A 22,020-nucleotide genomic window follows, 5' to 3' on the forward strand; every position below is an offset into this window, starting at 1 on the left:
TTGCTACGGATCTGCCAGATTCCGCGACGGGTGCTTCAAAGTAAGCGTGGTCCGGGCCGCCGTATGATTCTCCTTGGCGGGTTTTGCCGTCAGGCCGCTTTCCGTAGCGGCTTGCCTTGGTGCGCACGCGGCCAGTTTGCAGGCGTGAGGGTTGCCACCCCGCTCGCCTTCATGGCGGGCAAGCGGTTCAGACATCTTCAAGATACTCCCTCCTGTCGATGCCCAGCCGCCTGCAGTTCTCAACGATGGTATAGAGGACATACTATCAACGCTACGCTATACAGGAGAGGGTGAACGGATGGCGGCTTGGACCACGCTTACACACCGGCGGACGCAGCGCCATCCTCTACACCGTGATCGAAAGCGCCAAACGCCACGGTCACCAGCCATACACCTATCTCAAGGATCTGCTGGAACGGCTGCCATCCACCACGACCACGGGGCTCGATGCACTGCTCCCGGCAAACTGACAGCCTCGGAGCGAAAGCGCAAAGCCACTGCTAGCCGCAAGCTGAAACCTTCTTGTCAACCGGGGCCGCATGGATCGCTTACCTTATAGGAGGCCATAACATTAAAGTAGGCATTGGGTACATCGGTATTGAAGCGAGCCTACTGAATTACCCCCAGATGTTACCCGGATGTCACGAGGAGCCGTTGGCGAAAAACATTGACCGCACTCAACCGAAAGCCTCGGCAAAAGTAGCCTCAATCCCGATGCCGCGGGTAAGATACTGTCAGAACCAGTCCTTTCGCGGATAGCTCGCACAAGCTCCAGACGGACATCTGCCAATCCCGCCCAAAACTCTCCGATAAGTGTTATTTTAGGCTTTGCGGCTTGGATAAGGGCACAAACGCCTAGATAACCCAAATGATTGGCCTTGAATTGTGTCGAATCAGGATGCAGCAGTTCATAGTTCTCGGGGTGGCTTATGTGCGCTATGAGGACGTCGCAATCGAACAAAAACCTTCCTAGTTTTGGAAACCACGCCGTATCCCCGGTATATCCAATAACAATTTGTTTGCCCTCTGAGTCAGAAAGTGTGAATTTGAAAGCGAGAGCGTGCTTGGCATCGTGCTTCACATTGATAGACTCCAAAAGTACGGATTCGTCCAGGTTCTGTGTCCTTGAGATAAGCTTTGGACGCGACCGATGTCCCGCATCTGGGAAATGGCTGCTAGCATCGGTCGACTTGTCAAGCCACATCGTGTATTTTCCAGTGTCGTTATTGCGCTTCCATATTTCGTATAATAGATCATCCACACCCCTCAAGTCGCGGTTGTGATCGGTATGGTCATGACTCACAACTACATGGTTTATTTGGGTGGCGAGGAATCCGGCATCATGAAAGTTACATAGAAAATCAAAGCCAGGATCCAGGACAATACCGAGGCTGTTCCATTGAAGGAAATAACCGCCGCCTTTGAACTGGCGAGACGAACCATCCAAAAGCGGAAGGGCGCTACTCCAATCTCGCAATATAGTGAAAGCGCTCTGCTCGAACTCCTTTCTTACCTTTCGCTCCTTATAGTCGGCATACGCCTCGATCTTTGCGCCGCTCAATTTGATCGATATCAATTCCTCGCACGTGGTATTGGCTTCCCAGCCCATTTTCTCATACTCACATCGGGCTTTAAACTCTCGAATATTAAGACTGCGTGAATTCAATAGTGGCAAAAGACTTTTCGCCTTGCTTTTGTCTTGAGAAGAAAATCCGCTTCGTTTCCGGACGTTGCTTAATTCCGTTTTAGCTTGCTTAAATTCGGAGTTATCAACGTAAGCCCTCGCTAAGTTGAAAATCGGGACACACGCTGTTCTTGTGCCAACTTGACTTGTGTCAACTTGAACCATCGCTTTTTTATACGCTTCGGCAGCCGTGGCAAAGTTACCTAATCTTGAATAGCAATATCCGAGATTGTTCAAAACCCTAATAGATTCCTCCGGGTTGTGCCCATATGTGGCTAACTTATAGGAGTAAATTGCCGAAGAAAAATCATTCTTCTTCAATTGTTGGTGTCCCATCCGAGCGTAAATCCTTCCCAATACTGCGTTTTCGCCATATTCTATGGCCTTCTGATATTCACTGATAGCATTATCGGAATCATAAATGGCAGCATACAAAGTTCCGATAAAACGATGGAGGCTAGAACGCTTGTCATTGAGGCAGCATTTGAGCGCATTATTAACGCATTCGATTGCCCTCTCATGATCCTTTAGGTACTCGTAAGTAGATGCCAGATTGGACCACACACTCGACAACCAGTCTTGGCATTCCTTTTGATTGTCGCATAATTTGATGGAAGCCTTGTACGCTATCTCGGCGTCCTCCATTTTTCGGATTTCTCGAAGGTTATTGCCAATTAAGAAGAACCAAAGCGGCTTAATTTCCGTCGAAATAGTTTCTTCAATTGTGAAGAGGATCCCTTGCGAGCGATCAAAATCGCCGTTGCATTCCAGATAGGAGGCTTGGACCAATTCATCGGCTCCCTTCAAATGATTCTCGCTCAAGAACCTTTGCAACATTGATTTCTCAGATTCGATGGTGTCGGGGTGCGTCTTTGGGTAACCCTTACGAAGGCTCTTTCGTAATTGCCAAAACAAGGTGTAGAACTTTTGGAGAGGCTCTGAGTCCGCGGTCATATCGATAAATTTAACGCGTTAAGTCATGCCTAAAAGAGAATTGCTTGGCCCGTGTTGATGGGTTGATTGGTAAGATCAGAGATGAGTGATTCTTCTGATAGCTTGGAAATAAGCGCAGCGAAGATGGCTTTTGCTTCGTCGGCAAGGAATTCAGGAGCTCGACTCGGATCAATTCGAAACGCGGGTCGTTGAAGGGCCTCTTTCATTACGGAGTGGCCAAATAACTGCTCAGCAATTTCCGAAAAGGTAGGAATAGATAATCCAAGAGTGAGGTGAATAGATGCCAGCTGACCGGCGCGAGCTTCATGCACATGGCCTCGGGGGATATAGATCATTGAACCACTTTCCAACAAAGTAGCCGCAAGATCCTTAGGCGCATCAGCAAGTTCGTCCCTAGTGTCTTTTGTTTCTGCAACCAGCCAGTATTTTGTACCTGACAGTTGCAAGACAAAAACATCGTGATCATCTGCGTGCAAGGGAAATCCGGTTTGGTTTGGTGGAGTGACATAAAGATTTGAGCTTATAGGAAATCTCAGGTCTTGCTCAAGCCCGCAACACAGCCGGTCTATGTCAGGCTCGAAGAGGCGGATAGACCGTAGAACGAGTGTTGCTCCTTGCTGCATGTATTTACTCACCAACTCAGGAGATACCTGGCGCGATATTCCCTCTTTGGTCCTTCTCTCTACGCTTATGGCTGAAAAGGGTAAGATCTTTTGATCCTTGACGACACGCAACGTTTGGTTAGTTAGGCCTAAGTGAATTCTTCGAAATAAATCGTTGAACGCTTCGATGGATATGACGGGGAACTCTCCCGCCAGCTTTAAAACGGCGGGAGATTTCCCCCAAATTTCTGCGAAAAAGTGCTCCACTGAGATTTCGCCCAAAAAAGCTGCTAAGTGCATCGCGGACTGTTTTGGAGATTATCGGAGACCGCAAGATATCGGCGCAGCATGTGACGTCCCACAGCTGTCACGTAGTGGGGAAGAAATAATCCGTAAACCCTGCACCAAGGTGATGGCCGATCTGGTATTCCAAAAACCATCCTGGTGTGTTGAGGGCATCCACCACCGCAGACACGAAATAGCTCGCAGGTTACGCACCCACCAAGTTTCCTATCAGGATTTCGAAGGGTTTGATAACGTTCTAACGAACCGAACCGCTCCATAATTGTAGCCAGAGAGTCATTTTGCAGAGATCCGACAGGATCGTGCATAGTCATCTGGCAGCTGCTTATCTGGGAATTGATGCCCAAAGCGACGTAGTTACGGCAGGAGCCACAAGCGGATTGCTTGCGCTTGGTAAGATTCCACTCGGCAAACTTTGCGTCTCTCTCAAGTGATCGGGACAGCGGAAGAGCGTCGGGAAGCCATTCATACAAACGCGTTAGATTATTTGTGAATCTTTCGATCATTTGCTCAGTAGGAATCGAAGGGAGTCGAACTAGGCTCAGTCGAAAGCCGCAAAAATGATCAATCGCGAACTTGGCAAATTCGTCAAGGCGGTCAATATTGGCAGGGGTCAAGGTATGAAGAAGATATGGACGAATCCCCAATGCCTGCAAACGTTCAATGGTCCGGACTACAGTGTCCCATGTTCCAGTCCTCGGTTCTAGATGATTCGCCGGAATGAAGCGAATCTGATCATGGCTTTTGCCGACGCCATCGCATGAAATAGAAACGCGTATTTTATTTTCTTTCAAAATAGAATCCAGGCCTTCATCGAACACGCCATTCGTCACGATGCCGAAACTTACTCGCACATCCGTCTCCAAACGATATGCTGTTTCACAGAATAACTTTATTAGATCGGGTCTGATTGTTGGCTCGCCTCCTGCAAATTTGATATGTAATCGCGCAAACCCGTTGTTCCGCGCATACTCCATAAAAGCGTCTATTGTGGGCGCGATGTTTTCTGCCTTGAAACTTTGGAGATTAACTTCATGAGGCGAGGCGCCTTTTACAAGATTGGGAATATAACAGTAGAAGCACGCAAGATTGCATGCATTGACCAAGTGCAGCCAAACATTTAAAGTCCGCACTTTGAATGGTTGTGCTGGGGACTGGCGAAGCTCTGCGTATTGACTTGGCCAAAACGAAGCCACGTCCTTCTTGCGTACTAGCGAAACCCCCTGTGGGTTTTCGAAATCCAATGCACAGTTCCAGTTGGAATCGAGAGAAAATAGTTGAACTCCCGGATCTGCGGAAGAGAACGGCGGTTGCATAGGATAGAGGTGCAAATTCGGAATGATGAGAATATTCAATCCTCCTCGATACAATCACAGTCGTCATCACAGTCGCTTTCGCTTGAATTTAGAACATCGGTGCCTAGTGAGCCGGTACTTTCCTGTAGAAGGAGGCGTCTAATTGTCGCTTCTGTTATGATTTCGATTGTTGGAGTATTAGTTGTCATAGGATGTTTTTTGATCGGAGATAGTAAAGAGGATACTCAATCTTTGACTCGGCTTAATTGGGATCGATTGCTGTAGGGGCCGTTGCGCAAGGTATGGAGGGGAGGTGGCTCCTTCGACTTGAATAGCGGGACCCGAGCGATATTCATGAGTAGGAATGTGACATTAGTCATTCGACTATTGGTTGATAATGACTGATAGGAGATTTTTTGAAAGCACGAAATGAGGGGATTTGTGACTTTTATATCCTTCTGATTTTCAGAGCCATACGAGGCCTGCGAGAGTGACTTGGGGCTGTTTGGCTGAGGCTTTGGACTAAGGCACCCCGAGAGCCCGGCTTGTTTCCATTTCTGTTGATTGGAGCGTGGAAAGGAGGCGCACATTCACACCGAAGGAATTTTCGGCCCTTTTTGGCAAAGGAAAATCGGGGGCTTACAGGCAGCTTTACGCCGGCAAAGTCGAGGCGATCACCGAATTTGGTCGGATCATGATCGGAGCGTCTGAGATTGCCGAAATCGAGTCCCCCGGTCGGACTGTATTGGACGGCATAACATGTTGAGATGTCAGAGTATTTTTAGGTATGTTTTGAAATTTACCCCCGTTTTTACCCCCTGCGCCGAAAGTCATCGTTCGACACGCGTATTTTTCGAGTCGGCGGTAAGTTTGCCACACTCATGCGGTTCAGCGCTGCCGACCTAACTGACGGCGATAACAAGGCTCTAGATCAATGTTGATCCAGAGCCTTGAATATGCTAGAGTTGTTTTGAAATAGAGATAATTCAGGGTAGGTTGTGGTGGAAAGAGAGGATGACTCGGCTGATGGAATGAATCCAAAACGCTTGCTGACGTTAATAGGCATCGGCATTGGTCTGGGTTTTATCCCTACAATTGCAAACTCCATAAATGCCAGAAGAGTCCATTCAGAGACGGGGAAATTAGAATTGGTTACAGATCTTATTAAGAATATCGAGGCTTCTGGCGGAAGATTCACAATTAATCTTAGCGCAGACCAAATCGATCGATTGAAGAATTATATCTTAGAAAACCCACAAGCTTCGCAAGAGGTTCTACGAGAGATTTTCGGAAAAATTTCACCAACCCGGTGATCATTCTAGGCCCGAGGAAGGTTTTGGCACATTGCTTTGAAGATGTGAGCTACTTCGCGATTGACGATTCTGATACCTTTCCTGTGAATTTTATGATCCTGGATAGAAGGCATCGTAAGATTAACGATCTGATCGTCAAAAATAAAAATATCGAAGGGTAGAGGCGCGGGAGTCAGCTTTTCGTAATATTTGATATTGTGATACTTTTCGTATCTTTTTAACCACAAATATTCAGCTGAGTTTTTATCGTAACCCTCAGGGAGATAGCGAGTAACTTCAACTCCATTTTCGGACATCAAGGAAATTGTCCTATCGACATAGGAGTCGGTAGGAGCTCTCTTCACAAAATGGGTTACTAGTATCGAACGCTTACAAGAGTATAAATCCTTAAGATGACTGTTGCCGCCGCTATCATCGATTAGTTGAAATCTAAATTCCACTTCTTTGAAGACTCTCCAGCAGAATGCCACCGCCACTCCCGCCACAAGCACACCAGCCGCAGCAAGTAGGCTATAAAAAAGCTCTATTTTAAATCCTTGGAGAGCACTATTCACTGTCAATGCAACTCCAATGACAAACATGATATCAGAAGGCTTTAAAAGGCGTTTCATGAATTACATTGGTAATTGATCCGCCACCAGATTCAAGGTTCTTTGTGGTGATTTCGTTCTCTTGTACGATTGCTGGGGCTGGGCAGCAAGCGCGGTGAATGCGCAGGAAATTGTAGCAGACAAGGCGGAATGGATAAGCCGTTCCTTACGGTGCGGAGCACTGCAAGGGCAGATGTCTGCTGTTCCTTTTTTGCTTTGGGTGGAGTTGATTGTGACGCGTCCTCGGCTGATCTAATGGCCGGTTTTCCAGCTTGAGACGTGCCGGATTTAGTTTATCTACCTTAACAATGAGTGCCAAGAAATCCGTGAGGGGAAAGCGTTATTCGGACAGTGAAAAAGCCGAGGTCATTGCTTTTGTCGAGAAGCACGACGCGGCGAATGGCCGTGGAGGCAAATCGGCGGCGGCGAAACAATTCGGGATAACACCGGTGACTTTAGGCGCGTGGATGAAGGGCGGGGGTAAAGGTAAAAAGGCCGGCAAGCGCCAGCCCAAGACAGTAGGCACCGGGGGTAAATCCACAGGTCCGAGCACCGGTGGCAGCTTTTCTCAAAAGGTGAAGGAACTGACGGACCTCGCTGGCCAGATCGACAAGGCGCAAGCCGCGCTCGCGAAATTGCGTCAGCGTTTTGACGCCTTGAAAGCCGCTTTGTGAGGTTTCTACTTGCGGCATATGGGTCATGGTCGAGGCCGCGAAGGTTGCCCCGCATATCGCAGCGGGGCAGTTGCCTCTAGTGAATCAAGCCGGTTTCCTCTGAAACCGATTTTGAAGCGGATTTGACGAAAATCCAGTCGTCGGCCCGGTCGAGCAGTTTTTTCGCCCGTTGGAGGTCGAGTTTCCCGAGGTAATGGGTCGTCTTCCACTGGCCGTTCGTGCTGTAGCTGCGGGATAGGCTGACGCTGTGTCGGGATATTCCGTTCTCGTCGATCTTCTCCCAGACTGCGACCCGGATATTCGCGTCGCGGAATTCGGCCGCCGGGCGGTCTGGTTTTTGAAGGTGTTCAGATTCGGATTTTGGTGCTTGAGCTGTTGGCATGGGTTTTTCCTTTTTTGATGTTTCTCCCTTCGTGGGATTGCAGCTCGCCGGGCACCCCATAGGCGCGACTGTCAACGACAACACGGTCTTTGGTGCGGGCAGGAGATTGACTGGCGCGTCGGGTGTGTCTTCCTGCAAATCTCATCGTCGGGCGAAACATCTTCGGGAAAACGCCAATTCAAGGCGCTGGCAAAACCCTTCGAAGTAATTTCAGAAATCGAAAGTGAGCTGGCTTTTTAGCTCAAGGGATTCGCGGATCTGACCGAGATCGACAGTGGACGTCGGAGCTTCGATCTCCTCAGCGACTTCCATAAAGCGCTGCGCGAGTCGTCGGCTATTTTCGCCGACCCTGAACCAGTGGACATTCATCCATTCGCGGGTGGCTGATTTGCTGATCGTGTCGCCGAGAATCACCCTGGCGGGGATCCCCCAAAGCGTGAGGTTGATGTAAGCCATGTCTGCGGCGACCGGATTGATATCCTGTGCCGTCACCCGCAACAAATCCACAGCATCAGGCGCGAAAAGTTCTGCGACGGCCAACACCATTCCGCCGCTGCCGCATGCCGGTTCGTTCAATGTGATGGGCTCCTTTTTCAATTTGGCGGCCTCGACATCGAACAGCACCCGCGCCATGAGTTTGGAAATTTCCGGTGGGGTGTAAAATTCCCCACGTGCCTGCTTGGAGGAATGCGCCGCACATTCGATGTAAAATGGCCCGAGCAGATCGGCGAAGGGATGACGCTCCATTTCCTGCACGAGGTGTGCGAAGGCTTGGGAAATGTCGCTCAGTTCGTCGCGAGTGTAGCGTCGCGCGACTTCAAGGTATTCTTCCTCGCGGCTGCCCGCCGCCAGGGCGCAAGCCGACATCCTACAAAAATCGGCAAAGACCGTGACGGCCGCCGACTTGCGGCTGGCGATTTCGTTGATGAATTTTCGGAAACCAGGTTCAGGCAAGGTTCACTCCATGAAGGTTGTGTCGGATTCGGTAGTTTTTCGTGGGATCACCAGGGGCTCAAAACAGGCTTAACTGTTGCTCCCTCGGTCGGGGTGGTATCAGTTCTGCTAGAAATTCTTCGGGCGATCGGTCGGCGAGGGAGGTGAGCGGCGTAAAGACCGAGCGGTAGCCGGTGCCGGTGAAGCCAGGCAACGGGCCGTCGTGGCGAACTTCAAAATGCGCGTAGGAAGCGCCGAGGTAGAACGGCCGCAGGAGAACATTTACCTGCCAGCCGCAGATTTCCAAGTCGGCGCGGCTCCATGCCTCCAGGCAAAGCCGACCTTCGGCTTTTGGTGCGACTGCGGCGAAGCAATCCGCCTGGCAGTCAAATCCCAACTCTTCGAAATGCGACCAGCATAGTTGCCCGAGCGAATCAAGTGGCGGGTTCGGTAGGCCGATATGCTTTAATGCATGACTGACAGCGAGCGGAAATAATTCGCCGGCTCTCGTCCGCAGTTCCTCCAGTTCCATCACGCCCTCCCCAGAATAAAATCGGAAGCTTTTTGGCCTTCCGAAGCGGCGCGCACGACCCAGCTTGAGGCCTCTTTGCGCTTCAGCGTATCGGCCCAGCCTTGGAGATAGGCAGCGGAGTTCGCCAACTCGTCCTCGACGATGCCGGAGTGAGCGTTGAGGAATGAAGCAGTCATCTCTGCCACAAGTTCTTCCTCAGCATATGTCTGGCGGGAAGTATCGCCGGTGACATCAATGCCCGGGTTGGACATCAGCGATTTGCGGGCGAGCCGCGTAACATGGCCTGTTGAATGCGCCAGCTCGTGAAAGAGCGTGGAATAATACGCCTCCTCGCCGGTGAAATAACCCTTTTCGGGCATGTGGATGGAATCGGACCGCGGCCGGTAGCAAGGAATGGCGCTCCCTTCATTGATCGGCGGGCGCTGCGGCATGCTCTCAATGATCGCGCGTGCACGGTCCGTTTTTTCAGTGAGGGAGAGTTCGGGCAATGCCTCGGGTGAAGGGAAGTCAATGCCGTCGATTTGAGAAGCGTGGAAGACTGTGTATCCCTTCAAATAGCCGCGCCTCTGTTCCTCTTTGGCCCCCTCCTGACCTTCCTCATTTTTCTCGTAAGTGCCATATTTGACGACGAGGAATCCGCGCTCGCCCTTCTTGACATGGCCGCCCAACTCCTTCGCTTGAAGAAAAGTCAGGAAAAACGGAGAGGTGAAGCGCAGTGATCCGAGCAGTAAAACATTGATGCCGCGGTATTCATTCTGGGATGAGAAGTTTTTGGGAAAGCCGACTTTGGAAAGATAGGGCGATTTCCAGGGCGCGACGCCTATCTCCAGTTGTTCAATGATGCGTTGGGTGATTTGTTCATAAAGATTGTTCAAGTTCTACTCCATGATGGTTGGAATGATGATGATTAAGGGGCAATGGTGACATAGGCTGGAAAATTCAGGCGAGCCGGCGGCTGTGGCAGCCTGCCGACTCGGTCAGAAAAGAGATCACCACGATGCTTGGTAGGTGATGGACCGATGCCATGGGTCGGTCTCCAGCCATTTTAAGGCTCTTGAGAGGATCGCGACGGCCTCGTTCCTTTGCTCTTCGTCATTTTCACTTTGGCCGAAGAAAAAGCCCTCGGTGTGCGGGAGCCTGTCTTCACTGATCGCGATAACAATCTGCCCGATAGCGTCACCTGACAGGTCGATCGGCTGGCATTCGTCAACACCGTTCGCAAAATTCTCCACGATGTAGCCGTGCAGATCAGGATGCTTTCGCCAATACCCTAGATCAAATCGTTTACCTTTCAGGCGATAGCCATTTTCGACAATGTTGTTCGCAGGATTCTTCCAGTCCTCGGAGACATATTCGTCTCCACTTAAATACATATCTAGACCCACAATTTACTCCATAGTTGGTTTCTCCCTGATGGGAGTGCCTCGTTCTTGCGCGCCCCAGGACGGCAGGTCACCCGCAGGGTCGAAGCAGAGCGGAGAAATTCTGTAGGAATTTGACGGGCTGGGCGGGCGTGCATGCTAGGCACTCTTACCGGCAGGAGACACCAGGGGAGAACGATGTCGCTACCGAATTGTTTCGTTGTGTTAAATTAAAGGCGGTGCGGCCGATTAATTTTGCTGAACTCTGGGTTTTACACACGTCGAAGGCTCTCGCTCGGTCAAGGAGCGAAGCAGAGTGGTCCGCCATTTGTTCCCGATGCCCAAATTCGCTCGGCGTCCTCTCTGGGCCATCGTAGAACGCCGTAAGAGGCTCCACTGCGAGAAGCGTCACACAGCAATGGAAACAGGAAGCCAACGATTTCCAAATCATGTGTGGGGCATCCCAAAATTTTAGCGTTGACCGACAAAACGACGATCCTACTCTCAAACATTCGCAATTTTGCCCATGAGAAGTCGACCACTTCAGCTGCTACCGGGCAATTCGTTCATTTTGCACCTACTTGGAGGCAACGACATGCAATCAGGGGATCGAAGCGATCCGCGCTGAGCGTTGATTGCAAATCAGTTGGCTGAAGTCATTGAAATCCGTTTAAGCCGAAGGCGGCACTAACACAAAGTTTCTCCCCACCCCGAAAATGATAAATCCTCCCGACCACGTCCGTTTCCTGCGATTTTTGCTGCTTGTCGCCCTATCCTTCGGTTCGCATTCCGCGTGGGGTGTTTTAGTGCGAGGTCCATACGTTTGGTCTGGAAGCGGCAATAGCTATTACAGCGCTGAGTTCGGCCAGTGGGAAAGTATTGAAGAGGTAGCCAAAAGCATGGGCGGGCATTTGGTCACGATTAACAATGCAGAGGAAAACGCCATGCTGGTTGAGCAGTTCAGCCATCTGGGAGCGGTATTGATCGGTCTCCGCGGCCCAAGTCTCGGACATTGGGTTGGAAACGGGTCAGATTATTCAAATTGGGCGGAGGGCGAGCCAAACTGGGTAGCATACCAACCATTTCAAATTGAACAGGGCATTTTCGACGCGGCAATAATGCGGCCGGATGGGAAGTGGGCGCTTCTCACGAATTTGGATCACAGAAGCGGTATTATCGAGGTTCCAGATGCAACCGTGACTGTAACAGGGAGAGTCCTTAAGCTAAGCAATTCCCAGCCATTGTCCGATTGTACGATTTCCTTTGCCGGAAGGGCCGCCACGACGGGCGCTAAAGGCACATTCATCCTAACTGACGTGGATCTCCGGGGGACCGGGACGTTGAAGGCTGCTCACCTTGGTTACATCGATTCCAAGCAGGTGGTCATGATCCCTGACGGGGCCGTCTCCGTCGATGTCGGTGATATTCTACTTCAGAAAGAAGCCATCGAACCAGTAATTACATCCCTCAAACCCACCGTAAAAGGATTGTATCTCGCTTCGTTTGGGCTGAGCACCCCCGTTCTGACATCGGTCGATTGGAATGGTACCACTCCGGGTTCCGTCAGCATTGTTGCGAACAGTCATGTTCTCGGGGACATCTCCGGTCTCGGGCCTTATGCCGCCACGCTCGACGTGGATCGGGATCTAACCCCCTCTTTTTCCGAAGATACAAATAAGATTACGGCCGCCGCAGTAAATGCCGAGTTGGTTTCTGCGAAACCCTTGTCTGTTCCGCTTCATTTTATTCCGTTTCCAAGTTTCCTGTCTTCGGTTGCAAGTCCAACGGAGCACCAGAAACTTAATGCTAGCGAGGTTGGATTCGATTTTGAAGCGCCGGTGGTGGATGCGTCATTGGATCTTCCAGACGTAGGGAAGGTTGGCGTGAAAATAGACCTGAATGCAGCGTTTCGATATTCTGTCCCGGGAGGAGGATGGAATATTGATCTCAGCGCAGATGCAGCCGGAGAGATAAAAAAATGGAGGAGACCAATACTTCTGCCTGCGGCTGATTCGAAGGTGTTGATTCACCTTGGTCCAGTCAAAATTAGGGGGCATGCCAATGGCAGTATCAGCGGCAACGCAACACTTCTCAAGGGGATCGTTCCGGAAAAAGGAAGCGTTGCGGCTAGTGCCTTTGGGGAAGCCGACGCGAAAATAAAGGTTTCCGCCATTCCTTACCCCCCGCTGCAGGTTGCTATGCTCGAAAATCCACTGTTGCGCGCGTATTTAAACCGGACCTTCCTAGACGTAAGAACCAAGGAGTCGTTTGGCGGTTCTGTAGAACTCGATCCGTATCCAACAGGAATGTCATTAGATATCAATCTTGTCAGGAAAGGTGGTGTGTCTACAAAACTGACGAAGGATTTAAGTATGAGCATCCTCCTCGGGGGGGAGGGATCCATGCACCTTGCCTACCCCATTGACTCACAGCATACTTCCATCATAAGAACTGCCAACCTTAAGCTTTCTGCGGAGCTTGGACTTAAGCTGTGGTCCCTTGACTTTGGCGGTCAGATCGACTTTGCCTGGGTTGTATTTGACTATGAATCCAAGCGGACAAACGCTCAACGGTTTATCGACACTGGATCATCGCACGACAGGGAACAAGTTCCACAGCCAATGAATTGGTCACCTGTGGAGCGCAGCTGGCGGATGGCCGGACCAGAGCAGTTTGTTGGCGGCGGCGGTACAGTAGGTCCCGAGGATGGTGCCAAGGAGATAGTCAAAAACGCTCTACCAGGCTGTGATCCGGCTATTGCCGGTCGAGGCAACGAACAAATGCTGATATACGTTCAGGATAGCGGCGCGACCAATGAACTCCAGTTTACGCAGGTCGCATTCAGTCGTTTTGACGGTATAGCTTGGAGCGCGCCGGCGCCGGTAGCGCCCGATCCGCGTGGTCAGTTCCATCCGAAAGTGGCATATGATGGGACCGGACGCGCCGTCGCGGTCTGGGAGCAAATCAAAGACCCCGGGTTTTCTACCGCCGACCCCGTGAGTTTTGCGGCACAAATGGAAATCATTTCTTCCACATGGGATCCCGTGACCCACGTCTGGAGCGAACCGACAGCCCTCACGGACAACAACAATTTGGACTTTGGTATTCAGATGGCAGGGCCGCTGACGAACGGCGACCTCATTTTGACGTGGACTGAGAATCAATCGAATTCCCTCATCGGGACTGGAGCAGCTGGAGCACCCACAAACAGCTGCGTTCTTACTCGGAAGTGGAACAGCTCAGCAGGTGCTTGGGAGTCGGCAACTACGCTCGTGACAGATCTGACGAACGAGATGTCCGATTCGCTGACCGCTCGGGGAGCGCAGGCAATTTATTTTTGGAGTCAGGATGGAGATGGCAACTTGGAAGACGACTCGGATACCGAGCTCTACTATCGCATCTTTGATGCCGGGACAGGGTTTTGGGGGAATGTACAGCGGTATACCAACGACACGATCGCCGACACGGATGTGAAAGTTCAAGTCGCTGCGAACGGTACATTCTACCTCGTTTGGAGACGGGGCGGGGACATGGTTATGGACCGCAATTTCGTGTTTTTTGGCAATTTCTTGATATTTAATCCCATTCGCACGGTCGTTCGGACCGAATCAACAGGAATGGGATTTTCAGATTTCACGTTGACGTTAGGGCCGACCGGCCAGCTGCTGCTAATCTGGCAGCAAACGGGAGATGCGGCGGGCAAGGGTTACTATCTCATCTACGATCCTGCCTCGGCCACGTGGAGTGCGGATACTGCCCTATCCAAAGACATAGCGCTCGATCATTCATTCGCTCCGGTTTGGGACGCCACGGGAACACTTGTCCTCGCCTACAATCGTGTCGCACAAACCTCGGAGACTTCCAGCGTTACACAGGAGGATGGCAGCGTTGTCGAAATCCCCAACGTACCCACTGCGGGTCGGGTGGACCTGTTGGTATCAAGAAAATCACTGGTAAAGGACCTTGCTTTCGGTGCTGATCCCATCAACGCAAATGGGAAGACATTTCTGACCGGGGACCTGGTAACGATCTCGAGCAGGGTCCGGAACACGGGCGATCTGGCGGCACAGAATGTCCAAGTGTCTTTCTATGATGGCGACCCAAGTGCGGGTGGGGCTTTGATTGCCACCAGGACAGTTTCGGGATGGCTGAAATCAGGAGAAGAAAAGGAGGTAACATTCGAGTGGACGGTGCCCGCTCCCGTAAAGGCACGGACGATTCACGCGGTGATCGATCCTGAAAACCAAATTTCCGAGTCGAGCGAAACAAATAATAAAATCTCGCTGGATCTTAACGGCGCTGATTTACAGGTGGAATTTGTATCGGGTTCAGTTCTTCCCGACGGAACCGTCCGGGCGGTCGCTCGGGTACAAAATATCAGTGCGCCGACCTCCGCGGTGACACAACTGCGGCTTTGGCCGAAGGAGCACCCGGGATTGACCCCTCTTGCATCGATCGAGGTAGCCGCATTGGCCCCTCAAACATTTGCGGAAATTCCGGTGCTTCTGCCCGCTGGGACTCAGGTTGGCGGTGAGGCAACGTACCGCTTCGTTGTCGATGAGGAGGAATCAATCCCGGATATCGACCGCACGAACAATGACGTTTCTTTTACGCTCAGTCTTTTTGCAGATGAAGACGGCGATGGTTTGCCACGCAAGTGGGAAATGGAGAACGGTTTGAGCGACCTTGATCCAGCAGACGCTGATTTGGATTCGGATGGAGATGGGTTTACGAATCGGCAGGAATTCGTGGCGCTCACTGATCCCAAGAATGCTAATTCTTATCTGAAAGTGCAATTCAGTGTCGCGAAAAGCGGCAATGCTTCTATTGCAAATATTTCGTGGCCTTCCGTGTCTGATCGGACCTATGGCGTCGAACGCTCAATTGATATGGTGAACTGGCAGACTGTGGGCGACACGTTGGATGCGACACCGCCAACAAATCTCATCACCGACGAAGTTACTGCGCCAGATGGTCACGTGTTCTATCGGGTGAAGGTGTTTCCATGAAATATCTGATAGCTTAAAAAACGTGAAGGAATGGTAAGAAAAAATCGGAAGAGCGGCGCCAGCAGGGGGCTACGCCCGCATTTTTGGTCCAGCAGGTTTTCCGCGGCTCTCTCGAACTCGCAGACCTTTCTCGGGCGGCGCTAGCTATAGCAGTAATATAAATAGTGTATTTTTGGAATGTGCGACGAACCTTGCCTGTATGAGGATCTGTTTGATGCCCCAAAGGTAGGGCTATGAATGATCGCTTGATTCAGTCCAAGGGTTGAGCAGGTGAACGCCGGCGTCTGTGAAATCGGAGACGTTGCGTGTAACGAGGGTGAGATCATGGGCGGCGGCCGTTGCCGCAATCAGGGTGTCCGTGATCGGCCTTGAGCGGCCAGCCAGGATTGCGCCGCATTTTTCCGCCACGAGCAGATCCACGGCCAAGATTCGGCCAGCAAAGCTCGGCAACACCCGGTCTGAATACCACCGTTCCAGGGCGATGCCGAATTGGGGATTGGTGCGATGGGCGGATATGATCCCGGCGCGGATCTCCATGACCGTAATGACACTGATGAAGGAATTTTCCGGTGCCACGCGCTTCTGCCAGTTGGCCACATTGGGATGGCACTTGTCGGCCCGCCTCAATTCGGAGACGACATTCGTATCGAGTAAAAATGACACTAAAAATCCAGTGGCGGTAGTGGGGTTTTGTCACGTTTCAGATCCAGCTCGATATCCGAAAAAACGGGATCGGCCAAAGCTTCGAGCAGGGAGCCGAACTTCTTGGCCGCCGGCTGTGCCAGCTCCCGGCTGACGAGGTGGGATACCCACCCTGACAGGCTTAATCCCACGCGAGAAGCGCGGAAAGTCGCAGGTGTCGAGAGTCGGTCATCTAAATCAATACGCATGTTATATCCTTTGAGCCATTATAACAAATATCGACGCACGATGTCAATATGCTCGAATGACCAGGCTGCGAGCGGCGGAATTCTATCAGTGCCTTTCGATAAGGCTCTTTTTCCAATTTCCTTCAAAATCAAAGCGAGGAGCGCGAACTGGCTCGGAAAGCCAGAAATCGGTGCGAGCCGCAACATCCGGTTCACAGAACCAGTTGGCTTGGCCATTTGCATCGACGGCCCACCAGCGGGCGTGCTTGGGCGCCAGGGACCAGTCGATCTTGGCCTTGAAGTCCTCGATATAGTCGGTTTCCGACTTTTCCTGCTCGGGATGCTGCAATCGATTGTGACTTACCATTCATTCTTCTCCAGACGGTGATTTAACGAAATTTTGGATATTAAAGAATTTCTGTTATCACACAATTTCACCCAATGGAAGTCATTTTTGACAGCTTTTTCCGACATATGTCATAATTTGGTAATATTCTCGCGCTATAGTTGAACATGAACGGGAGATAATAACGTGGTGAAGCAGAAAATCGAATTATCGCGGCTGGCAGAGAACATTCGAAAAATCGAAGAGTTGATCAAGTCGGGCATTGATGCGGGGACGGAGTTCTCTTTGAAGGGACAGCTTCTGAACGAAAAGAGCCAATATGACGCGGTTGTTTTCGAAGAGCGCATGGTCGAGGCAACGACAGCAGAGAAAACTCGCGACAGTGCGGCGATAGCTTACCTCGTAACAGCGGAAACGCGGTTGAATGCCGAAGAGAAAATGCAGTATGGCGAATTCCTGAAACAGGACTTCTTCACGAAATCAGATTTCGAAAAGCTGGATAAATTCTATGTCCAGACGTGGGATAAGTTATCCGACGAGGGTAAATCGCAAATGAGCCACCGAGTGTGGGAAGGTATTCGTCACCATGAATACACTTTTGATGAGCTTCCGGAAAATCTTCGCAAGAAGGAGTCGGACTATCTTTACCAACAGATGACCGGCCAAAAACCGGCGGGTCCTGAAGTCGGGAACTTTCTCGAACGGGACAAGGCTGACTTCATCCGTGAATACGAATCGGGTGACAGAAAGGCTGCGACAGAGATCCTGAGCCGGCACAAATCTTCCGAGAATATCTATTCTCGGAACGAATCTTCCACAGTGGAAGATTCGTTGGGCAAAGTCAATCAATCGGATGATCCCCCCGAGGGAGAGGAAATTCCCGCAAAAGAGAAGGCCACAACAGGCTTGGAATTGCAGGCTGGTATATCCGAAGTCAAAGATAGCGACGGGATCACGGTTCCGCAAATTCGCGCCTTCAGCCCTGGCCGGACAAGAGGGGGCTAATGCTTGCGATCAAGGGATTCTGATACAAGGCCGGTTTCATATTCGGAATGCGCTGCCGCCAGCAAGTTTTCCAAGATAAGGCGCATGTTTTTTTCGATCTCTTTCATTTGATCCGCTGAAACCTGTTTGCGGATTTCTGCCATGCGGTAGTCAAGAGCCTTTTTTATCAGGTGACTGTAAACCAGCGCATCCCGTTCGCCGTCGGGCAATTTGGTGAAGTCGGTTTGCTCGTCGTTCAACCGGAGCTGTTGAGACAGGGTTTTGAGGAGCGTGTCCGAATTGGCTGCGGGCGCCGCGGAATTCTTAACGGCGGCAAAGCTACTCTTTTGATGCTCGCTGAGAATCCCCAGAAGGATAGTGCCGCGCTTGTCGTCGGCGATACTGGTGGCACGTTTGTCCAGATCCATGGTCCCGCGCCAAGTGCGCTTGCTCAACTGTGCTTTTCCAGAATCCGACATCTTTTTGTAAGCTGGCGACGAGTAGAAGGCGTCGACAGCGGGCAAATCGGATTTTGAGAAATATGGCTTTTCGATCAGCTTTTGGAATGAGGTTGATTCAGCCTGGGACAGTTGTGGCTCGCAGGCAACGACTTCGGCCGTGCTCATGCTCCAGCTTCCAAGCATCGCATATCGCATCAAAACGCCGGATTTCCGGCAGAGGCTTTCCAACGCCAGCGGACGCGACATCTGGTTCCAGGCGGTGATCAGCCCTTCGACATAGTCATCCGTGAAGAAGGCAGGTCTGGTGACACATTTCTTGCCGGTGGCTTTGTGATAGGCGGTCTCGACGCGATTATTCTCCTGGATCACATGTCTCAAATAAGGTTCGGGGGTGCCCGAATATTCGAAACTGCCGGCCATCTGGAGGAAAATTGCCTGAAAATTCCGCTGAGCCGGCCTGAATCCGGTTTCAGGGTTGAAATAAGCGACGTAGGGTGGGGGATCGGCTGGCAGAGAGGCAGCGGGGGAATCGGTTGTGGCCCACAGGCCTCCCACCAAAGCCAACGCGCTGAAACGGCTAAAGGCTGTCTTCATCATATCGAAAGCGGTTAGGTTTGTCAGAGTCCCGTGGAGCCGTATGGAATTGGCTGGCCGTTATTTGCCGCGTTCCGATTTTGTTCGCGCATGTAGGCATCCTGCTCTTCCCCAGCGGTCATTCCCGAAGAGCTTTCGTCGCTGGAGGAGGAGGATGAACCCATTACCGCCAGCAAGGCGACGATCCCGAGTAAGGCCATTGCGTTTGCATCACCGTTTCGTTTCCGTTCGCGATGGTTATCAGCGAGCGCCTCCGAAATGTCCTGTTGCTTGCCAAAGCCGGACGAAGCCAGCTCTTTGGCGAGGCGGGTTTGCCTCACGCGAGCGGCGTTATACGCAAGGCTTCGACCGTCAAGACGGGTGGGTGAGCCATTGCGGATGAGCGCGAAGGTTGATGCGGCATCTCCCCGTGCAATGGTGTAGTGAATGGGGTAATACCACCTCCCGTCCCGTTCATAAATATGCAGCCTGGCTTGTCCGGGCCGGATAGTGGAAACCACAGCGCGGCTGTTGCCGGATTTCACGCCATGCGCGAAAGCGTCATCGCCGAGACTTGCACAACTCTGAAGCAGAAGGCAGGGAACAAGCACTGCCACGGTTCCGTGGTGAAGTAGCTTCATGGTTGTGGCTCCTCCCGTTTGACTTTCTCGATCGTTCCGTCGCCGCCGAAATATCGGGAGCCATTTTGTGCGCCGTAGGCGCCCCCTACCGCCGCACCCAGAGCCGCACCTTTGCCCGTGTTACCGGATTGATGGCCTATGATCCCGCCTGCTGCCGCTCCCAGCATTCCCCCTGACACCGCACCGGCGATTTGGGAATTCTGATTGGACATCGCCGAAGTGGAACATCCGGCGCAAGAAATGGCGGAAATAGCAGCCAAGTAACTAAATATTAAGGTTTTGTGGTCCATGATACGTTTCATAAACGAAGTGTTCATGGAGAGGAATGTCCCAGACCGCATACCAAGCCGTTGATTCCCTAGGGAAACGGAAATATTTAACCCCAAAGGAGGGAAAGGATTTCCTCAAAGCAGCCGAGATGCTTGGCAATAGTGAGCGCTTGCTCTGCCAGGCGCTGTTCTTTCTTGGATGCAGGGTCAGCGAAGTCACCCAGCTCACGAAAGGTGATGTTGACCTTGTTGATCAGACAATCCGTGTCCGCTGCCTGAAAAAACGCGGCAAGCTGGTGATACGTCGTGTTCCGGTGCCCGAAGAATTGACAAAGGCGTTGATGTCGCTGGACGTCGCAGACGGTGAGAAGATTTGGCCGGTTTCACGAATGAAAGCCTGGAGAATCGTCAAAGAAGTCATGACTGAAGCGGGAATTTTTGGAATCCATTCGTCACCAAAAGGACTTAGGCATGCATTCGGAGTCCGTTCCGCACTCGCAAATATTCCGGTGAGTATAATCCAACGATGGATGGGCCATTCGCACCCGATCACGACTGCGATTTACCTCGATGTCCGCGACGAAGAAGAACGAAAAATGATCGCCCGGACCTGGCTTTGAACTTGTCACCCGGCAGGGCGCAATGTATCGCTTTTGCGTTACACTTCGTTTATGAAGTGTAACAAAGAAAACCTTCGCTGATGTAATCCGTTGCAAATCAACGCCAAGTTGAGCATGCTATCCTTGGCGCAATTTACAAGGAGGCCTGATGAGGGACGATATTTGCCAAAGGACGGGTGCTAACATCCGAATGCACAGGCTGGCACGGGCTTGGACGCTGAATGAATTTTCGAAACTCCTCGGAGTTTCCTATCAACAGGTTCAGAAATACGAAAAGGGCACAAATCGCATCCCCATAGACAAGCTGGTTCTAACCGCCAAGGTGGAGTTCGCGGCGCGTTGAGCCGCATCTCAGTCTCAAAAATTCAAATTTGGATGGGCATTCGCATTACCAACCGACCGCCATCTGCCTCGATGTCCAAGACGAAGAATAGCGGGAGTTGATCAAGCGGACGTGGGCTCTTTCTTGATTACACGTGGGGCTCTCGCAAGATACCCGCACATTTTCCTTACGAAATGTGCGAAGAATTTCGTTGAGGGGGGAGTTGCTGCCCCACCGTCGAACGGTGGATGATCTCAAACGTTACGACGTTTTCTTCAACCTCATCCTTCTGGCAGCATCGATATACTGGATCCACTCGTTTTGAGGTTATCAAACGCGGCCCAGATTCGTAACTTCCCTTATGTGGAGCCCGGTTTTCGTAGGCTTTTTCTGGACACTGTTCCATCTCTGCGTAAGCTTGATCGCATGTCAGATACGGCTAGAAAGCGAGCAATATGGCTCGTGGGCTTGACGGTGGTTTCGACTGTTTTGCTTGGAATATCCTTAGCTGTTGCTCCATCGGACAAAAAGTCTGAGTGGCTTAGTGAGAGATTGAGCGACCTTGCAATATCCGGGATTTCGCTCGTCTTGGGTTACTACGTGGTTTCGATAGCATTTCAGCGCCATGAGCAGAACGCTCTCCAAAAGAAGCAACTCTTGGCGCAGCTCGAAGAATTTTTTAATCAAAATCCATTTTTGATGAATTCACAAGGAGTGAGCACTAACAGCCGCGAACAGGTATTTTCAAATATCAAGTTTTCTTATGGTTGTGATTTTCGATCAATCGATATTACCGATGTTAATCAAAAGGGTCTTCGCAATGATTTTCGGATCCTAAATCTCAGTAGATTAGATCTTCGGAAGTGTCGGCTTTCTCATGCTCAATTCTCAGGACTATCAATAGACTCAACCACGAAGCTCCAAGGATGCTTTCTTCCCGATGCGTCGTTTGAGAACAGTGTTCTTGATGGGGTGGACTTTTCCAATGCTCGCCTTGCGCGCGCCAATTTTCGAGGAGCAACTATAAAAGGAGTGTCGTTTAGAGGAGCTGTTCTTTACAATGCTGATTTGTGCGGCGCGAAAATTTTTCTTAAAGATTTGGATATTACTGACGCGCAGTTTGGTCGTAGAGCTGGAGAAGCAGTTGGCGCTGATTTTCGCTGCCACTTTGACGATACAACAGAGTTTTGGTTTCCCGATAGCACTCGTGCCGAAACGTTTGTAACTAAGCTAGATTTCGGGTCTCATATTCGGAGGCTGATTTCTCTACATAATAACCCGAATAGGCGTGGATAAATCGATT

Annotated in this window: 24 protein-coding genes; 8 read left to right on the forward strand and 16 right to left on the reverse strand. The window is 51.1% G+C overall.

Annotated features, from left to right (window positions below; translation table 11 throughout):
- Positions 1-3 precede the first annotated feature (3 nt).
- The gene (locus ABIQ96_RS13785; protein ID WP_348215182.1) at positions 4-195 is read right to left on the reverse strand and encodes a hypothetical protein; all 192 of its coding nucleotides are present in this window, start codon (positions 193-195) and stop codon (positions 4-6) included.
- Between the two features lie 158 nt (positions 196-353).
- Between ABIQ96_RS13785 and ABIQ96_RS13790 the strand changes: the two genes are divergently transcribed.
- Positions 354-470 carry a transposase domain-containing protein gene (locus tag ABIQ96_RS13790; RefSeq protein WP_348215183.1) on the forward strand — a complete coding sequence of 39 codons (117 nt, stop codon included), beginning with the start codon at positions 354-356 and terminating at the stop codon, positions 468-470.
- A gap of 101 nt (positions 471-571) precedes the next feature.
- On the opposite strand, the gene ABIQ96_RS13795 is transcribed toward ABIQ96_RS13790, so the two are convergent.
- From ABIQ96_RS13795 to ABIQ96_RS13805, 3 genes are read right to left on the reverse strand one after another with little or no spacing between them, the layout of a single operon-like run.
- Positions 572-2,638, reverse strand: a complete 2,067-nt coding sequence (locus ABIQ96_RS13795; protein WP_348215184.1) for an MBL fold metallo-hydrolase — start codon at positions 2,636-2,638, stop codon at positions 572-574.
- A 29-nt stretch (positions 2,639-2,667) separates the two neighbouring features.
- The gene (locus ABIQ96_RS13800) at positions 2,668-3,540 is read right to left on the reverse strand and encodes a cupin domain-containing protein (RefSeq protein ID WP_348215185.1); all 873 of its coding nucleotides are present in this window, start codon (positions 3,538-3,540) and stop codon (positions 2,668-2,670) included.
- Positions 3,531-4,898, reverse strand: a complete 1,368-nt coding sequence (locus ABIQ96_RS13805; RefSeq protein ID WP_348215186.1) for a radical SAM protein — start codon at positions 4,896-4,898, stop codon at positions 3,531-3,533. The genes ABIQ96_RS13800 and ABIQ96_RS13805 overlap by 10 nt, the downstream gene beginning before the upstream one ends.
- A 971-nt stretch (positions 4,899-5,869) precedes the next feature.
- Here ABIQ96_RS13805 and ABIQ96_RS13810 point away from each other — a divergent pair.
- A complete protein-coding gene (locus tag ABIQ96_RS13810; RefSeq protein WP_348215187.1) occupies positions 5,870-6,151 on the forward strand; it encodes a hypothetical protein in 282 nt (93 codons plus the stop codon).
- 5 nt (positions 6,152-6,156) lie between these two features.
- On the opposite strand, the gene ABIQ96_RS13815 is transcribed toward ABIQ96_RS13810, so the two are convergent.
- Positions 6,157-6,762 carry a hypothetical protein gene (locus ABIQ96_RS13815; protein WP_348215188.1) on the reverse strand — a complete coding sequence of 202 codons (606 nt, stop codon included), beginning with the start codon at positions 6,760-6,762 and terminating at the stop codon, positions 6,157-6,159.
- A 251-nt stretch (positions 6,763-7,013) separates the two neighbouring features.
- Here ABIQ96_RS13815 and ABIQ96_RS13820 point away from each other — a divergent pair, with 251 nt between their 5' ends.
- Positions 7,014-7,415: a hypothetical protein gene (locus ABIQ96_RS13820; protein ID WP_348215189.1), complete on the forward strand. Its 402-nt coding sequence runs from the start codon at positions 7,014-7,016 to the stop codon at positions 7,413-7,415.
- Positions 7,416-7,491: 76 nt separating this feature from the next.
- On the opposite strand, the gene ABIQ96_RS13825 is transcribed toward ABIQ96_RS13820, so the two are convergent.
- The 5 genes from ABIQ96_RS13825 to ABIQ96_RS13845 all read right to left on the reverse strand — a co-directional run bounded on the left by ABIQ96_RS13825 (position 7,492) and on the right by ABIQ96_RS13845 (position 10,635).
- Positions 7,492-7,797 carry a hypothetical protein gene (locus ABIQ96_RS13825; protein ID WP_348215190.1) on the reverse strand — a complete coding sequence of 102 codons (306 nt, stop codon included), beginning with the start codon at positions 7,795-7,797 and terminating at the stop codon, positions 7,492-7,494.
- A gap of 210 nt (positions 7,798-8,007) precedes the next feature.
- On the reverse strand, positions 8,008-8,751 hold the full coding sequence (locus ABIQ96_RS13830) for an N-6 DNA methylase (RefSeq protein ID WP_348215191.1): 744 nt from the start codon (positions 8,749-8,751) through the stop codon (positions 8,008-8,010).
- 58 nt (positions 8,752-8,809) lie between these two features.
- On the reverse strand, positions 8,810-9,262 hold the full coding sequence (locus tag ABIQ96_RS13835; protein ID WP_348215192.1) for a hypothetical protein: 453 nt from the start codon (positions 9,260-9,262) through the stop codon (positions 8,810-8,812).
- A complete protein-coding gene (locus ABIQ96_RS13840; protein ID WP_348215193.1) occupies positions 9,262-10,137 on the reverse strand; it encodes an ArdC-like ssDNA-binding domain-containing protein in 876 nt (291 codons plus the stop codon). The genes ABIQ96_RS13835 and ABIQ96_RS13840 overlap by 1 nt, the downstream gene beginning before the upstream one ends.
- Before the next feature lie 114 nt (positions 10,138-10,251).
- The gene (locus ABIQ96_RS13845; RefSeq protein WP_348215194.1) at positions 10,252-10,635 is read right to left on the reverse strand and encodes a hypothetical protein; all 384 of its coding nucleotides are present in this window, start codon (positions 10,633-10,635) and stop codon (positions 10,252-10,254) included.
- 704 nt (positions 10,636-11,339) lie between these two features.
- Between ABIQ96_RS13845 and ABIQ96_RS13850 the strand changes: the two genes are divergently transcribed.
- Positions 11,340-15,632 (forward strand): CARDB domain-containing protein, encoded by a 4,293-nt coding sequence (locus ABIQ96_RS13850; protein ID WP_348215195.1) that lies wholly within the window; start codon positions 11,340-11,342, stop codon positions 15,630-15,632.
- A 231-nt stretch (positions 15,633-15,863) separates the two neighbouring features.
- Here the strand turns inward: ABIQ96_RS13850 and ABIQ96_RS13855 are convergent, their stop codons facing one another.
- The 3 genes from ABIQ96_RS13855 to ABIQ96_RS13865 all read right to left on the reverse strand — a co-directional run bounded on the left by ABIQ96_RS13855 (position 15,864) and on the right by ABIQ96_RS13865 (position 16,850).
- A complete protein-coding gene (locus ABIQ96_RS13855; protein WP_348215196.1) occupies positions 15,864-16,295 on the reverse strand; it encodes a type II toxin-antitoxin system VapC family toxin in 432 nt (143 codons plus the stop codon).
- Positions 16,295-16,522 carry a hypothetical protein gene (locus ABIQ96_RS13860; protein ID WP_348215197.1) on the reverse strand — a complete coding sequence of 76 codons (228 nt, stop codon included), beginning with the start codon at positions 16,520-16,522 and terminating at the stop codon, positions 16,295-16,297. The genes ABIQ96_RS13855 and ABIQ96_RS13860 overlap by 1 nt, the downstream gene beginning before the upstream one ends.
- Positions 16,523-16,607: 85 nt before the next feature.
- Positions 16,608-16,850 carry a hypothetical protein gene (locus ABIQ96_RS13865; RefSeq protein ID WP_348215198.1) on the reverse strand — a complete coding sequence of 81 codons (243 nt, stop codon included), beginning with the start codon at positions 16,848-16,850 and terminating at the stop codon, positions 16,608-16,610.
- Between the two features lie 186 nt (positions 16,851-17,036).
- On the opposite strand from ABIQ96_RS13865, the gene ABIQ96_RS13870 reads away from it, so the two are divergent.
- Positions 17,037-17,852 carry a hypothetical protein gene (locus ABIQ96_RS13870; RefSeq protein ID WP_348215199.1) on the forward strand — a complete coding sequence of 272 codons (816 nt, stop codon included), beginning with the start codon at positions 17,037-17,039 and terminating at the stop codon, positions 17,850-17,852.
- On the opposite strand, the gene ABIQ96_RS13875 is transcribed toward ABIQ96_RS13870, so the two are convergent.
- From ABIQ96_RS13875 to ABIQ96_RS13885, 3 genes are read right to left on the reverse strand one after another with little or no spacing between them, the layout of a single operon-like run.
- Positions 17,849-18,889: a hypothetical protein gene (locus tag ABIQ96_RS13875; protein ID WP_348215200.1), complete on the reverse strand. Its 1,041-nt coding sequence runs from the start codon at positions 18,887-18,889 to the stop codon at positions 17,849-17,851. The genes ABIQ96_RS13870 and ABIQ96_RS13875 overlap by 4 nt on opposite strands.
- A gap of 20 nt (positions 18,890-18,909) precedes the next feature.
- Positions 18,910-19,506 (reverse strand): hypothetical protein, encoded by a 597-nt coding sequence (locus ABIQ96_RS13880; RefSeq protein WP_348215201.1) that lies wholly within the window; start codon positions 19,504-19,506, stop codon positions 18,910-18,912.
- A complete protein-coding gene (locus ABIQ96_RS13885) occupies positions 19,503-19,823 on the reverse strand; it encodes a glycine zipper domain-containing protein (protein WP_348215202.1) in 321 nt (106 codons plus the stop codon). Before ABIQ96_RS13885 ends, ABIQ96_RS13880 begins: the two co-directional genes overlap by 4 nt.
- An 8-nt stretch (positions 19,824-19,831) precedes the next feature.
- On the opposite strand from ABIQ96_RS13885, the gene ABIQ96_RS13890 reads away from it, so the two are divergent.
- The 3 genes from ABIQ96_RS13890 to ABIQ96_RS13900 all read left to right on the forward strand — a co-directional run bounded on the left by ABIQ96_RS13890 (position 19,832) and on the right by ABIQ96_RS13900 (position 22,013).
- Entirely contained in the window at positions 19,832-20,395 is a 564-nt protein-coding gene (locus ABIQ96_RS13890; protein WP_348215203.1) for a tyrosine-type recombinase/integrase, read from the forward strand.
- Between the two features lie 190 nt (positions 20,396-20,585).
- Entirely contained in the window at positions 20,586-20,738 is a 153-nt protein-coding gene (locus tag ABIQ96_RS13895) for a helix-turn-helix transcriptional regulator (protein WP_348215204.1), read from the forward strand.
- 405 nt (positions 20,739-21,143) lie between these two features.
- Positions 21,144-22,013 carry a pentapeptide repeat-containing protein gene (locus tag ABIQ96_RS13900; RefSeq protein ID WP_348215205.1) on the forward strand — a complete coding sequence of 290 codons (870 nt, stop codon included), beginning with the start codon at positions 21,144-21,146 and terminating at the stop codon, positions 22,011-22,013.
- The last annotated feature ends 7 nt before the right edge of the window (positions 22,014-22,020 follow it).

It is taken from the genome of Luteolibacter sp. (assembly GCF_039920825.1).
GTDB lineage: Bacteria > Verrucomicrobiota > Verrucomicrobiia > Verrucomicrobiales > Akkermansiaceae > Luteolibacter.